Source organism: Streptomyces sp. NPDC096205, assembly GCF_044763135.1.
Taxonomy (GTDB): domain Bacteria; phylum Actinomycetota; class Actinomycetes; order Streptomycetales; family Streptomycetaceae; genus Streptomyces.
Genome location: NZ_JBIWFS010000001.1, coordinates 839,889 through 853,569 on the forward strand (window position 1 = coordinate 839,889; position 13,681 = coordinate 853,569).

At 73.4% G+C, this 13,681-nt stretch carries 15 protein-coding genes; 6 read left to right on the forward strand and 9 right to left on the reverse strand.

The window, feature by feature from the left end; all coding sequences use genetic code 11:
- Positions 1-117: 117 nt before the first annotated feature.
- Positions 118-774 (forward strand): phosphatidylserine decarboxylase, encoded by a 657-nt coding sequence (locus tag ACIQ6Y_RS03820; protein WP_404032414.1) that lies wholly within the window; start codon positions 118-120, stop codon positions 772-774.
- 22 nt (positions 775-796) lie between these two features.
- Complete coding sequence (gene pssA / locus ACIQ6Y_RS03825; RefSeq protein WP_404033683.1) at positions 797-1,612, forward strand: CDP-diacylglycerol--serine O-phosphatidyltransferase; 816 nt, start codon at positions 797-799, stop codon at positions 1,610-1,612.
- A 464-nt stretch (positions 1,613-2,076) separates the two neighbouring features.
- Here the strand turns inward: pssA and ACIQ6Y_RS03830 are convergent, their stop codons facing one another.
- Complete coding sequence (locus ACIQ6Y_RS03830; RefSeq protein ID WP_404033685.1) at positions 2,077-3,213, reverse strand: glycerate kinase; 1,137 nt, start codon at positions 3,211-3,213, stop codon at positions 2,077-2,079.
- Between the two features lie 162 nt (positions 3,214-3,375).
- Here ACIQ6Y_RS03830 and ACIQ6Y_RS03835 point away from each other — a divergent pair, with 162 nt between their 5' ends.
- A complete protein-coding gene (locus tag ACIQ6Y_RS03835) occupies positions 3,376-4,449 on the forward strand; it encodes an ADP-ribosylglycohydrolase family protein (protein WP_404032416.1) in 1,074 nt (357 codons plus the stop codon).
- A 78-nt stretch (positions 4,450-4,527) separates the two neighbouring features.
- Entirely contained in the window at positions 4,528-5,019 is a 492-nt protein-coding gene (locus ACIQ6Y_RS03840; protein ID WP_404032419.1) for an NUDIX domain-containing protein, read from the forward strand.
- 3 nt (positions 5,020-5,022) lie between these two features.
- On the opposite strand, the gene ACIQ6Y_RS03845 is transcribed toward ACIQ6Y_RS03840, so the two are convergent.
- Positions 5,023-5,220 (reverse strand): type II toxin-antitoxin system VapB family antitoxin, encoded by a 198-nt coding sequence (locus tag ACIQ6Y_RS03845; RefSeq protein WP_404032422.1) that lies wholly within the window; start codon positions 5,218-5,220, stop codon positions 5,023-5,025.
- Positions 5,221-5,303: 83 nt separating this feature from the next.
- On the opposite strand from ACIQ6Y_RS03845, the gene ACIQ6Y_RS03850 reads away from it, so the two are divergent.
- Positions 5,304-6,041 (forward strand): SIR2 family NAD-dependent protein deacylase, encoded by a 738-nt coding sequence (locus tag ACIQ6Y_RS03850; RefSeq protein WP_404032425.1) that lies wholly within the window; start codon positions 5,304-5,306, stop codon positions 6,039-6,041.
- On the opposite strand, the gene ACIQ6Y_RS03855 is transcribed toward ACIQ6Y_RS03850, so the two are convergent.
- From ACIQ6Y_RS03855 to ACIQ6Y_RS03875, 5 genes are all read right to left on the reverse strand, one after another.
- Entirely contained in the window at positions 6,038-6,508 is a 471-nt protein-coding gene (locus tag ACIQ6Y_RS03855; protein ID WP_404032428.1) for a DUF3291 domain-containing protein, read from the reverse strand. The genes ACIQ6Y_RS03850 and ACIQ6Y_RS03855 overlap by 4 nt on opposite strands.
- 32 nt (positions 6,509-6,540) lie before the next feature.
- Positions 6,541-7,197 carry a helix-turn-helix transcriptional regulator gene (locus ACIQ6Y_RS03860; RefSeq protein WP_404032431.1) on the reverse strand — a complete coding sequence of 219 codons (657 nt, stop codon included), beginning with the start codon at positions 7,195-7,197 and terminating at the stop codon, positions 6,541-6,543.
- Positions 7,198-7,304: 107 nt separating this feature from the next.
- Positions 7,305-7,832, reverse strand: a complete 528-nt coding sequence (locus tag ACIQ6Y_RS03865; RefSeq protein ID WP_404032434.1) for a methylated-DNA--[protein]-cysteine S-methyltransferase — start codon at positions 7,830-7,832, stop codon at positions 7,305-7,307.
- Between the two features lie 11 nt (positions 7,833-7,843).
- A complete protein-coding gene (locus ACIQ6Y_RS03870; RefSeq protein WP_404033687.1) occupies positions 7,844-9,313 on the reverse strand; it encodes an AlkA N-terminal domain-containing protein in 1,470 nt (489 codons plus the stop codon).
- A gap of 61 nt (positions 9,314-9,374) precedes the next feature.
- A complete protein-coding gene (locus tag ACIQ6Y_RS03875) occupies positions 9,375-11,417 on the reverse strand; it encodes a heavy metal translocating P-type ATPase (protein ID WP_404033689.1) in 2,043 nt (680 codons plus the stop codon).
- Between the two features lie 56 nt (positions 11,418-11,473).
- Between ACIQ6Y_RS03875 and ACIQ6Y_RS03880 the strand changes: the two genes are divergently transcribed.
- Complete coding sequence (locus ACIQ6Y_RS03880) at positions 11,474-11,836, forward strand: ArsR/SmtB family transcription factor (RefSeq protein ID WP_404032437.1); 363 nt, start codon at positions 11,474-11,476, stop codon at positions 11,834-11,836.
- 7 nt (positions 11,837-11,843) lie between these two features.
- On the opposite strand, the gene ACIQ6Y_RS03885 is transcribed toward ACIQ6Y_RS03880, so the two are convergent.
- Positions 11,844-12,320, reverse strand: a complete 477-nt coding sequence (locus ACIQ6Y_RS03885; protein ID WP_404032439.1) for a hypothetical protein — start codon at positions 12,318-12,320, stop codon at positions 11,844-11,846.
- Positions 12,317-13,663: a hypothetical protein gene (locus ACIQ6Y_RS03890; RefSeq protein ID WP_404032441.1), complete on the reverse strand. Its 1,347-nt coding sequence runs from the start codon at positions 13,661-13,663 to the stop codon at positions 12,317-12,319. Before ACIQ6Y_RS03890 ends, ACIQ6Y_RS03885 begins: the two co-directional genes overlap by 4 nt.
- Between the last annotated feature and the right edge of the window lie 18 nt (positions 13,664-13,681).

Genomic DNA, 13,681 nt, shown 5'->3' on the forward strand with positions numbered 1-13,681 from the left:
CCCTTCGGCCGCCGACTCGGCTTCCTGGCTTACCCAGTTGCGGCTCTTAACCGCTACGATCGCCGGAAAGCCGCCGTCCCCCCTCATGCGCGGCATCATCCGCTACGAAGGTCATCCATGCCCCACAGCCAAACCTCTGCACCACGCGACAGCCGGGTCGGCGTACGCCTCGCGCGCGGAGCATCGCCGTGGCTTCTCCCGACCGTCGCCACCGCAGCACTCAGCCTGGTCCGGGCACGCCGCTCCGGCGCCGCCAAGGCCGTCGCCGTGCCCGCCACCGCTCTCGCGGCGGGCATGCTGTGGTTCTTCCGCGACCCCGAGCGCGAGATCGCTACGGGCCGGGTCATCTCCCCCGCCGACGGTGTGGTGCAGAGCATCATGCCGTGGAAGGACGGGCGGACCCGTGTCGCGATCTTCATGAGCCCGCTCAACGTCCACGTCAACCGCGCCCCCCTCGCGGGCACGGTGACGTCGGTCGAGCACATCCCGGGCGGCTTCGTTCCCGCTTTCAACAAGGAGAGCGAGAACAACGAGCGGGTCGTCTGGCACTTCGACACCGAGCTCGGCGACATCGAGATGATCCAGATCGCCGGCGCGGTGGCCCGTCGCATCGTCCCCTACATCCCTGAGGGCACGAAGGTCGAGCAGGGTGACCGCATCGGTCTGATCCGTTTCGGCTCGCGCGTCGACATCTACCTCCCGGAGGGCGTGGAGGTGGCGGTCGAGGTCGGTCAGAAGACCGTGGCTGGGGTGACTCGCATTGACCGTGATTGACCCGGAGACCCAGACCGGGTGGGTGCCCGAGGCCGAGGAGGCGGACGAGGAGGAGATGCCTCTCTCGCTCCGCCTCTCGATAGCGGACACCCTCACCCTGGGCAACGCCACATGCGGCTTCATGGCGGTGTACTTCACCACCACCGGCATCCTGATCCCGGACCTCACAGGCAGCCCGGCGACCGGCATGACCCGCCACAGCGCGGCCACGGCGGTCATCCTGATGCTCTGCGCGGCGGTCTTCGACCTGTTCGACGGCCTGGTGGCGAGGAAGCTCCGCTCCTCCCCCATGGGTGCCGAGCTGGACAACCTGTCGGACCTGATCAGCTTCGGTCTGGCCCCGGCGTACTTCGTCCTCGTCTACGGCATGGTGGCGGATGACGCGCACCAGCGGGTGGCCGCGGTCGGCGCGATCGTGGTGCTGCTGGCCGTGGTGCTGCGCCTGGCGAGATTCTCGTGCGTGACGATGAAGGACGGCATGTTCCAGGGCATGCCCTCGCCCTTCGGCGCCCTGACGGTGGTCTCCATCGTCCTGCTGGAGCTGCCCTTCGTGGCGACGCTCCTGGCGATCCTGGGCACGGCGTGGCTGATGGTGAGCCGCGTGGAGTACCCCAAGCCGCGAGGTCGCCTCGCGGTGGCGATGCTCTCCTGGATCGTCCTGAGCATGGGGTTGCTGACCGCCTGGGCCTTCGACGCCCCCAGCGGCCAGCTCCTCCTGCAGACCGGCTGCGCCCTGCAGCTCGTCACGGGCGCGGTCATCCCGCTGTTCGCCACGGCCCGCCGGGTGAACAACTTCCGCGACAACCGGCGCGAGGCGCGGGCGGCGCAGCTGCCGTAGTCCTGCGGTCGGCTGTACGACGCCGAAGGGGCCCGAGCTTGATCTCCAAGCTCGGGCCCCTTCGCGTGGGCGCCTCCGGCGGACTTCTGCGGGACCGCGCCCGCCCTCCCGACCGTTGCCGGGCCGCTCGGCCCACTCCTGGGGCAGCGCCCGTGTCGGGCCTTCTCGGCCCACTCCTGCGCCAGCGCCCGTGCCGGACGTTCTCGGCCCACTCCTGCGCCAGCGCCCGTGCCGGACGTTCTCGGCCCACTCCTGCGCCAGTGCCCGTGTCGGGCGATTCTCGTCCCACTCCTGCGGCAGTGCCCGTGTCGGGCGATTCTCGTCCCACTCCTGCGGCAGTGCCCGTGTCGGGCGATTCTCGTCCCACTCCTGCGGCAGTGCCCGTTGTCGGGCTTTTCAGCCCACTCCTGCGGGCGGTGGGTGGGCATAGGTCGGGGGTCCAGGGGGCGGAGCCCCCTGGGGGCTCAGGTGAGGAAGTCGCGGGCGATGGACTCGGCGACGGTTTCGAGGATGGGGCCGGCCTCCGCGATGCACTTGGCCACGTCCGGCTCGACCTCGGTCAGGGGGTACGCCCTGCGGATACCGGCGCGGCCCAGCACCTCGGGGGCGAGGGCGAGGCGCCCGCACACCGCGACGACCTCCTTGTCGGCGGCCCGGGCAGCGGCGGCGACACCCGCGGGCGCCTTGCCGTGGAGGGTCTGCTCGTCCAGCGAGCCCTCCCCGGTGATGACAAGGGTCGCCCGCTCCAGCGCAGGCGCGAACCCCAGCACGTCCAGCATGACCTCGATGCCGGGCCGGAACCGCGCCCCGACGAGCATGGCCCCGTATCCGATGCCGCCCGCGGCACCCGCCCCGGGCGCCTCGGCGAACTCGGCGGCCCGCGCACCGACCGCCGCCCCGAGCACCTCGGCGAAGTGCGCGAGGGCCGCGTCCAGCGCGGCCACGTCCTCCGCCGACGCCCCCTTCTGCGGGCCGTACACCGCGGGCGCGCCCTTCGGCCCGGTCAGCGGGTTGTCGACGTCGCTGGCGAGCACCAGCTCCACCTCGGCCAGCCGCGGGTCCAGCCCCGACAGATCGGCGGAGGCCAGCGAGGCGAGCCCGCCGCCGCCCGGCGGCACCGGCTCACCGGACGCGTCCAGGAAGCGCGCGCCCAGCGCGGCCAGCATCCCGGCCCCGCCGTCCGTGGTCGCGCTGCCGCCGACGCCGAACACGATCGTGCGGGCGCCCGCGTCCAGCGCGGCCTTCAGCAGCTCGCCCGAGCCGTACGTGGACGCCGTGAGCGGCGCGAAGACGCCCTCCGGCAGCCTCTGCAGCCCGCTCGCCTCGGCCATCTCCACCACGGCGGTGCCCTCGCGCAGCGCGAACGCGGCCGTCACCTCGTCGCCGAGCGGCCCTGAGACCCGTACGACACGACGTTCGAACCCGGCCGCGACGGCCGCGGCCACCGTTCCGTCGCCGCCGTCGGCCACCGGCAGCGCCTCGACCTCCAGGCCGGGCACGACCCGCCGCAGCCCTGCGGTCACCCGCTCGGCGACCTGCACGGCCGTCAGCGACCCCTTGAACTTGTCCGCGGCCACGAGCACCCTGTGGGTGCCCTCCAGTGCAGCGTCAGCCACCTTGCAATCCCCTTGCTCTCCGAGCCTTGCGCACGTCAAGGCAGTCGCGCCGCTGTGACCATAACCTCAAGGCCCGGCCGCCGTCATGCCCCTCCCAGAGGGTGGAACCCGCGCGAGCCCCCTCGTGAACGGGGTAGACCTTCAGACATGACCGCTGTGGGCACCCTCCCGGACCTCGCCGACCGCATCCATGGGGGCTGGCTCGGCCGGATCGCGGGCAACATGCTCGGCAAGCCGGTCGAACTGGGCGAGGTGTGGACACGCGACCGGATCGACCGCTATCTACGGGAGGCCGACGCGCTCCCGCTCACCGACTATCTGCCCGAGCCCGTCGCCGAGACCGACACCCTGGCGCTGCGCCCGGAGTGGCGGCAGTGCCTGCGCGGCCGCATCCACGGCAGCTGCCGCGACGACGACGTCGACTACGCGATCCTCGGCCTGCACCTGCTGGAGCGGCACGGCTTCGGCTTCAGCACCGAGCAGGTCGGCGACCTGTGGCTGCTGTCGCTGCCGTACCTCCAGACGTTCACGGCCGAGCGGGCGGCCTACCGCAATCTCGCGAACGGCCTGCGGCCCCCGCTCACCGCGACCTTCGACAACCCGTACCAGGAATGGATCGGCGCCCTGATCCGCGCCGACATCTACGGCTGGACCTGCCCGGGCCGGCCGAGCCGGGCGGCCTCGCTGGCCCGCCGGGACGCGGTGCTGTCGCACACCGGCAACGGCGTCTACGGCGCCATGTGGGCGGCCGCCCTGATCTCGGCGGCGTTCACCGCGCCGAGCGTGCGGGACGCCGTCGACCAGGCCCTCGCCGTGATCCCCGGCGGCAGCCGGCTCGCCCGGACCGTGCGCCGTGTGACCTCGCTGCACGAGAGCGGCCTGTCCTGGGAGGACACCCTGGACACGCTGACCGAGGAGACCGCGGGGCTCGGCTGGATCCACACGGTCCCGAACGCGGCCGTGCTCACCGCGGGCCTCCTGTACGGCGCCGGCGACTTCACCCGCACCATCGCCCTCACGGTGCGAGGCGGCCTCGACACCGACTCCAACGGCGCCACGGCCGGCTCGGTGGCCGGCGTGCTGACCGGCGCACAGGCGATCCCCGCGCACTGGAAGGACCCGCTGGAGGACACCGTACGCACCGCGGTGTTCGGCTTCGACGGCGTACGCATCAGTGAGCTGGCGGAGCGCACCCTGCGCCTGGCGGAGACCGGCGACTAGCGGATCTCCCCGTACTGCGCCCCCGTGCGCCCGCCGCGCAGGCCGCCCGGGCCACGGCGGGCTGGTTACCCTTCCGGGATGACCACTGCTGATTTCGCCGCGTACATCGCGAGCCTGCCGAAGGTCCTGGCCGGCGCCGCCGCCCTGTTCCGGGACGCGGAGGGCCGTGTCCTGCTCGTCGAGCCGAACTACCGGGAGGGCTGGGCCCTGCCGGGCGGCACGATCGAGTCCGACGCCGGGGAGACCCCGCGCCAGGGCGCCCGGCGGGAGACGGCCGAGGAGATCGGCCTGGACCGCGAGCTCGGGCGGCTGCTGGCGGTGGACTGGTCCAGCGGCCCGGGGCGGCCACCGCTGGTGGCGTACCTCTACGACGGTGGCGTGCTCGGCGAGGACGACCTCAAGGCCATCCGGCTCCAGGAGGAGGAGCTGCTGTCGTGGCGGCTGGTCCCCCGCGAGGACCTCACCGACCACCTCCTGGACAACCTCGGCCGGCGCGTCCTGGCCGCCCTGGACGTCCTGGAGTCCGGCTCCGGCCCGGTCGAGCTGGAGAACGGCAGCCCGGCCGGCTGACCGTCAGCCGTCCTCGCGGGGCCGCATGTCCCGGTCGTGCACCATCTCGTCCCGCTCGACGACCCTGGCCTCGGTACGGTGCCCGCGCTGGATGTAGTCCCGCACCACCAGCTCCACGGCGTCCTGCGGACTGCCCACGCCCGAAAGCACCATGACCTCCACGACGAGCTCGGCATCCAGCGACACATTGACCTTGGCCATGCCCGGACGCTAGCAGTCGCGCCCTGCCGGCCACAGCGAAATCCCCTCGCCGCCCTCCACCGCCCCGCCCTACGCTCGGTCCCATGAGCAAGCCCCTCGTCGCGATCCTCAGCGGTGCCGGTATCAGCACGGACTCCGGCATCCCCGACTACCGCGGGCCGAACGGCCTGTGGCGCAGGGATCCGGAGGCCGAGAAGCTCGTGACGTACGAGTACTACATGGGCGACCCGGAGATCCGGCGCAGGTCGTGGCAGATGCGGCGGAAGAACCGGACGCTCGCGGCCGAGCCGAATGCCGCGCACCGGGCGGTGGCGGAGCTGGAGCGGGCCGGGGTGCCGGTGCGGGTGATCACGCAGAACGTGGACGGGCTGCACCAGCTGGCCGGGATGCCCGCGCGCAAGGTGCTCGAACTGCACGGCAGTGCGCGCAGTGTCGTCTGTACGGCGTGCCATGCGCGCGGGCCGATGGAGGACGCCCTCGCCCGGGTGGAGGCCGGTGAGGAGGACCCGTCCTGCCTGCTGTGCGGAGGCATCCTCAAGTCCGCGACGGTGATGTTCGGCGAGCGCCTCGACCCCGTCGTCCTCGGCGAGGCCCTCTCCATCGCCAAGGCCTGCCAGGTGTTCTTCGCCGTCGGCACCACCCTCCAGGTCCAGCCCGCCGCCGGCCTCGCCGGTGTGGCCGCCGACCATGGTGCCCGCCTGGTCATCGTCAACGCCGAGCCGACGCCGTACGACGAACTGGCCGACGAGGTCGTACGCGAACCGATCGGCACAGCCCTGCCGCGCCTGCTGCGCGATCTCGTCGAGGCCCGGAACCACTAGACCCGCGCCGCCTCCGTGGGGGCCGGATACGGCTTCTGGAAGGTGAACGCCTCGGGGGTGGGGCCGTGTTCGCGGACCATGGCGACGCGGTCCATCGCCTCGGCGACCGTGGGGACGTGGCCGGCCGGGACCCACCACATGGCCTGGTGGGCCTCGCCCATGCGGTGGAACCACTCGCGGCGGCGGCTGAGCATCCGCAGGTGCTCGGTGTGGTACGTGAAGCCGCGCAGGGCCTCGACCGACTCCCAGACCGAGCAGTTGATGAGGAGCAGAGCGTCCTCGCCGTCGGGGCGCAGGGCGGTCGCGCCCACACCGTCGTCGTCGACCATGCGCCAGACGAATCCGGGGCTGCGGTCGGCGAGGGCGTTGATCTCCGGGAGTTGGGCGACGAAGTCCGCCAACTCGGGGCTGTCCAGCGGGGCGACGATACGGCCGATGTTGACCTGGGCCAGGTGATGCTCAGTCATGGGCACAGCATGGCCCGGCCCGACTTCTATAGTCAATGACTTTTGTTTTTAGAGTTGTCCGGGCTCCTGGTCAGAGCCACGCAGCAGCCGCCCGGGCACGGGTCCATCGCCGGGGACCACTCCTCGGGCGCCATGCCCTGGATGAGCGCCAGGTTCATGCCGCAGATCAGCGCGGGGAAGTCCTTGGCCAGCGTGTGGAAGGGGCAGTTGCGCAGCCGCAGCGTCTCGCCGTCCCGGAAGGGCTCGTAGCCGCGGGCCCGCAGCGCCGCCTCCATGTCGTCGGCCCGCGCCTCCGGCAGGGCCGCGCCCGCCGCCTTCGCCGCGGCCTGCAGTTCCCGGTCCAGCCCGGCGTCCTCCAGCACCTCGGCGAGGAGCCGGCCGACCGTGTCGTACGACCGTGGCGGCACGGAGACGGCGTGCTCCCCCTCGGCACGCCGGTAGACCTTCGCCGGCCGCCCCGCGCCGGGTCCGCTGCGGCCGGACAGCCGCCGGAAGTCGACGGCCAGCAGCCCGGCCTCGACCAGCTTGTCCAGATGGAAGGCGGCCAGCGACCGGGAGATCCCGGCCGCCTCCGCGGCCGCGTCCCGGCCCACCTCCTCCGGCGCGGCGGCGACGTAGCGGTAGAGCCGGCGGCGCAGGGGGTCGCTCAGCACACCGAGCACGTCGAACGTGGAGTCTTCGTCAGTCACAGTGCCGACTCTATGACCAATGAGGTTTGAGAAACACGGGCTGCGCTGGGGCGGGGGGGCGCGGCAGGGCCGGGTGCCTCCAACCGCCGCCCTGCCCTTGAGAGCCGTCATGACCGCAGTCGCCGCGTACACCGCTGACCGGACGGCCGCTGGAAGAGGGCCGTTCCCCGCTCGAAGTCCAGCAGGCGCTGCTTGCGGTCCAGGCCGCCGCCGTAGCCGGTGAGGCTGCCGTCGGCGCCGACGACGCGATGGCAGGGGACGATGATGCCGACGGGGTTCTTGCCGTTGGCGAGGCCGACCGCGCGGGAGGCCTGGGGATTGCCGAGGGCGTCGGCGAGTTGGCCGTAGGTGCGGGTCTCGCCGTAGGGGATGCGGGTGAGCTGCTCCCAGACGCTGCGCTGGAACGGGGTGCCGTGCAGGCGAAGTTCGAGGGTGAACTCCTTCAACTCGCCCTCGAAGTAGGCCTGGAGCTGCTCCTCGGCCGCGCCGAACCGGGTGTCCTCGCGCGGGCCGAAGGTCTCCTCGTCGGGGCGGTGGCGCTGGTCGGTCATGTAGAGGCCGCACAGGACGCCGTCGTCGGCGACGAGGGTGAGCGGGCCGTAGGGGCTGTCGATGACGGTGTGCTGCTTGTTCATGAGTGGCGTCCTCATACCGGCAGGAAGTTGATCGGGTGGCTGTCGGTCGCCCACAGATACTGCACGGCGTAGGCGCGCCAGGGCCGCCAGGCGGCCGCGCGGGCGGTGAGGGCGGCCGGGGTGGAGGGCAGGCCCAGTTCCTGGGCGGCGCGGCGGATGCCGAGGTCGGTGGGGAGGAAGGCGTCGGGGTCGCCGAGGGCGCGCATGGCGATGACGTCGACGGTCCAGGGGCCGAAGCCGGGCAGGGCCAGGAGCCGGGCGCGCGCCTCGGCCCAGTCGCTCTCCACCCCCAGGTGAAGGTCGCCGGAAGCGAGTTGGCCGACCAGCGTGGTGAGCGTCGTACGGCGGGTGCGGGGCATCGCCAGCGACTCGGGGTCGACGGCGGCGAGCGCCTCGGGCGTCGGGAAGAGGTGGGTGAGGCCGCCCTCGGGGTCCTCGACCGGGTCGCCGTACGCGGTGACCAGGCGGGCGGCGTGGGTGCGGGCCGCCGCGGTGGAGACCTGCTGGCCCAGCACGGCCCGGACGGCGAACTCGGCCTCGTCGACCGTGCGCGGCACGCGGCGGCCGGGCGCCTTGTCCACCAGGGGCGCGAGCAGCGGGTCGGCGCGCAGTTGGTCGTCCACGGCGACCGGGTCGGCGTCCAGGTCGAGCATCCGGCGGCAGCGGCTGATCGCGACGGGCAGGTCGCGCAGGTCGCCGAGGGTGAGCCGGCAGGCGATGTGGTCGGGTTCGGGCCGCAGCGCCACGATGCCGTGGCCGTACGGCAGCCGCAGCGTGCGGCGGTAGGCGCCGTCCCGCCACTCCTCCACCCCGGGTACGGCGGTGGCGGCGAGGTGGCCGAAGAGGTTGTCGGGGTTGAGGGGGGCGCGGAACGGCAGCCGCAGGGTGAGGACGCCCGGAGTGTTCTGCGGGCTGTTGCGGGGCGCGCGGGCGCGCAGGTCGGTCGGGGTGAGGGCGAAGACCTCGCGGACGGTGTCGTTGAAGGTGCGGATGGAGGCGAAGCCGGCGGCGAACGCGATGTCCGCCATGGGCAGTCGGGTCGTCTCGATCAGCAGCCGGGCGGTCTGCGCGCGCTGGGCGCGGGCGAGGGCGAGCGGGCCCGCGCCCAGCTCGGCGAGCAGCTGGCGTTCGATCTGCCGGGTGCTGTAGCCGAGCCGGGCGGCGAGGCCAGGGACGCCCTCGCGGTCGACGGTGCCGTCGGCGATCAGGCGCATGGCGCGGGCCACCAGGTCGGCGCGCTGGTTCCACTCCGGGGAGCCGGGGCTGGTGTCCGGGCGGCAGCGCTTGCAGGCCCGGAAACCGGCCTGCTGGCAGGCGGCCGCGCTCGGGTGGAAGGTCATGTTCTCGGGCTTGGGCGGCACCACCGGGCAGCTGGGCCGGCAGTAGATCCGGGTGGTCAGGACCGCGGTGAAGAACCAGCCGTCGAACCGCGCGTCCTTGGACTGGACGGCCCGTACGCAGTGGTCCCGGTCGGTGTGCATCCCCTTCAGCATGCGTCCAGCATCGGGGACGCACACCGAAGGGGCTGGCGAGAATCCGACATCAACCTCGGCTGTCCTGCGGTCGCCCGGATCGCCAGGCGGACTCGCGCAGCAGCCGCAGCCCGTTCAGGCCGACCAGCACGGTCGATCCCTCGTGCCCGGCGACACCGAGCGGCAGCGGCAGGTGTCCGACCAGGTCCCACACGACGAGGACGGTGATGAAGGTGCCCGCGATCACCAGGTTCTGCCGCACCAGGCGGCGGGCCGCGCGGGAGAGCCGTACGACGGCCGGTACGGCGGTCAGCTCGTCCCGCACGATCACCGCGTCCGCGGTCTCCAGCGCCAGGTCGGACCCGGCCCGGCCCATCGCCACGCCGGAGTGCGCGGCGGCGAGAGCGGGGGCGTCGTTCACCCCGTCCCCGACGAACAGGACCTTGCGGCCGGCCTGTTCGAGGCCGCGTACGACGTCCACCTTGCCGTGGGGCAACAGCCCGGCGCGCACATCGGTGAGGCCGGTGGCCTCGGCGACACGGGCGGCAGTGGCCTCGTTGTCGCCGGTCAGCAGGAGGGGCGCGGCGCCGGTGAGTGCGGCCAGCTCGGCGGTGGTCGCGGCGGCGTCCGGCCGCAGCCGGTCGCTGAGCGCGAGGGTCCCGACGAGGACCCCATCGCGCTCGACCCGGACGACGGTGACACCGCCGGGGTGCCCAGAGGCCCCGGGCAGGATCCCGGCGCCGGCCGCCCGGATGTCGGCCGGCGCCCCGAAGGCCCTCCCGTCAGCTCCCGTCCCACGCCCCAGGCCGTCCTCCTCCGCCTCGGCGGCTCGCCCCACGGTCACCTTCCGGCCCCCGACCGTGGCGGTGACTCCCACCCCGGGCGTGGCCGTGAAGTCCTCCGCGGCAGCGACCGGCAGGCCCCTGCCGCGGGCCGCCGTCACGATCGCGCGGGCCAGTGGATGTTCGCTGGGGTGCTCGGCCGCGGCGGCGAGGGCGAGGAGGGCGTCGGTGTCGAGGCCGGAGTCCGGCAGGGGCCGTACGTCGGTCACCTCGGGGACGCCTTCGGTGAGGGTGCCGGTCTTGTCGAGGGCGGCCGTGTCGATCTCGCCGAGGCGTTCCATGGCGACGGCGGACTTGACCAGGACGCCGTGGCGGCCGGCGTTGGCGATGGCGGAGAGCAGCGGCGGCATGGTGGCGAGGACGACCGCGCAGGGCGAGGCGACGATCATGAAGGTCATGGCACGCAGCAGGGCGGCGGTCAGCGACGCGCCGAAGGCGAGCGGCACCGCGAAGACGGCCAGGGTCGCGGCGACCACGCCCACGGCGTAGCGCTGCTCGACCTTCTCGATGAACAGCTGGGTCGGCGCCTTGGTGCGGGACGCCTCCTCCACCAGCGTGACGATCCGGGCGATGACCGAGTCGGCGGGGTCGCGCTCGACGCGGACGCGCAGGGCGCCGGTGCCGTTGAGGGTGCCGGCGAACACCTCGTCGCCGGGGCGCTTGACCACGGGGAGGGGTTCGCCGGTGATGGTGGCCTGGTCGGCCTCGCTCACGCCGTCGAGGACCGTGCCGTCCGCGCCGATGCGCTCGCCCGGGCGGATCAACAGGACGTCTCCCACGGCCAGTTCGGCGGTGGCGACGGTCTCCTCCCCCTCGGCGGTCAGCCGGGTCGCCCGGCTCGGCGCGAGGTCGAGCAGGCCGCGCACGGAGTCGGCGGTGCGGGCGGTGGCCAGGGCCTCCAGGGCGCCGGAGGTGGCGAAGATGACGATCAGCAGGGCCCCGTCGAGGACCTGCCCGATCGCGGCCGCGCCGAGCGCCGCGACGATCATCAGCAGGTCGACGTCGAGCGTCTTCTCGCGCAGGGCCCGCAGCCCTTCCAGGGCGGGCTCCCAGCCGCCGGTGACGTACGCGACGGCGTACAGCGGCACATGGGCCCAGGCGGGGGCGCCGCCGAGGTCCAGGGTCAGGGCCGCGAGGAACGCCAGCAGCGAGGCGAGCGCCCAGCGGGCCTCGGGCAGGGCGAGGACGCGGGTGCGGCGGCGCGGCGGGGTCGCGGCGGGGCGGGCGGGGGCCGGTCGGGAGGTGAGGGTCGCTGACACGGCGCCCACCATACAGGAACACATGAAGACTCATTCATCTGTTCATGTGAGATGAGTAGGATACGGCCATGGGTCATGGAGCCGTCACCACCACCGCCACGGACCGCGTACGCCTGGACGCGGACAACGTCGCCAAGGTGGCCACCACGCTCCAGGCCCTGTCCACGCCCTCGCGGCTGCTGATCCTGGCCCGGCTGCGCGAAGGCCCGCTGCCCGCCACGGAGTTGGCCGCCGAGGTAGGCATGGAGCAGTCCGCCTGCTCCCACCAGCTGCGTCTGCTGCGCAACCTCGGCCTGGTCGTCGGCGAACGCCGCGGCCGCTCGGTCGTCTACGCCCTGCACGACCACCACGTCGCCGAACTGCTCGACCAGGCCGTCTACCACGTCGAGCACCTGCGCCTCGGCCTCAGCGACACGCAGGACCAGGACTGACGCCGGGTCAGACGGTGGCCTCCTGGTGGCTGGCCAGCGCCCAGATCACGAACACGTCGATCGCCATCATGATCACGGCCCAGACGGGCGCGTACGGCAGGAAGAGGAACTGGGCGACCAGGCTCAGCGAGGCGAAGAGGATGCCGGCGAGCCGGGCCCAGGGCGCGGCCTTGAGCAGTCCCGCTCCGGTGGCGGCGACCAGCGCGCCCAGGATGATGTGGATCCAGCCCCAGCCGGTGAGGTCCAGCTCGTAGACGTAGGAGCCGATCCGGGCGTACACGTCGTCGTCGGCGACGGCGGCGATGCCCTGGAGGACGGCGAGGACGCCGTTGCAGAGCATCAGGATGGCGGCGAACAGGACGCCGCCGGACACCCACGGGTCGGGCTCGCCGGGGCCTGCGGCCCGCTGCCCCTTGGGTCTGCTCCAGGCGGTGCCGATCTCGCTGTCCGGGCGTCCGCCGGGCTGCGTCGACTCATGACTCATGGTGCGGTCCTTTCTCTCGGGTGCGGGTGCGGGGCTTCCTCGGCGAGGAAGTCGACGAGGCTCAGCGCGAAGAGCAGCGCGAGCGCCAGGCCGGCGACCACCCAGCCGGTCGGGTACGGCCACAGCGCGTAGGCGACGACGGCGCCTGCGACGAGCAGCCAGGTGATCCAGGTGCGGAAGCGGTGCGCGAACGGGCCCACCGGGCCGGTGCGCAGGCCCAGCCGGTCGGCCGTGCCGCGCGCCGCGCCGATCCCGGAGTGCCAGATCTGCCGCGCGCCGCCCGCCCAGCGGCCCGGCCCGGACAGCCAGGCGGCCGTCGCGATCACCACGCCGAGCGCTACGACCGTCCGTACGCCGGCCCGCAGATGGCGGATCAGCGTGTCGTACACCGACCCGGCGGCCGGCCGGGACACCGCGGAGGGCAGGGCGTCGAGGTAGACGCCGCGGAACACGGTCAGGGCGACGCCGAGCACCAGCGCGGCGAAGGCGAAGCACAGGGCGGCGGTGATCAGGGTCCTGCGGCGGTGGGCGGCGAGCAGCACGCCGGCCGCGATCAGCAGCACCGCGAGGACGGGCAGCCAGAATCCGGCCAGCCTCAGCAGCCGGACGTACGTCCTGACCTTGCCGATGTCCTCGGACTCGACGACGGTGAGCCGGGTGTGGAGCTCGGGAATCCGTCCGGCCACCGTCAGGCCGGAGTCCACGAGCCGCCGCTTGACCTGCTCGGCGACCGGCCCGAGGTCCACGCTCACCGTGTCGTCGTCGAGCGTCACCGTGCCGTCGCCGCCGCCCGTCAGCGCCTCGTCGACGGCGCCGTGGATCCTGCGGTTGGCCTCGGTCCAGATCCGTTCGAAGGCGTCCGAGGCGACGACGGCCCGCGCCTTGTCGTGCACAAAGCTGCGGACCGCGCTCTCCAGGGAGGGCCCGAGCCTGCCGAGGGCCTCGGTCACCAGGGGGCGGTCGGCGGGCGCCACGCTCTGCAGGAGCGCGGGCAGGTCGAGGTGGTGCATCACGGCGCCGGTCACCGCGTCGGCGGCCGCGTTCTGCACGTCCCGGTCCTTAGCGAGCGGCGCGACCGTGTCGACGTACCGGTCGGTGTCACCGACCAGGTCGGCGCTCCACGCGGCCACCAGGCTCAGCGGGGCCAGCACACAGCCGAGGACGATCAGCAGGGCGGCGGCGAGGGACCGCAGGCGGTGGCGGGGCGGGTGCGCGGCACGCAGCGCGCGTTCGGCATTCTCGGCCCGCGCCGTGTGCTCGGCGCGCTCGGCCTCCAGCACCGCGACCCGGGCCCTGAGCCGTTCCAGCTCGCTCGGCCCGGCCCGGGCGGCGTCGTCCGCCATGGCCGTCCCTCCTCGCGC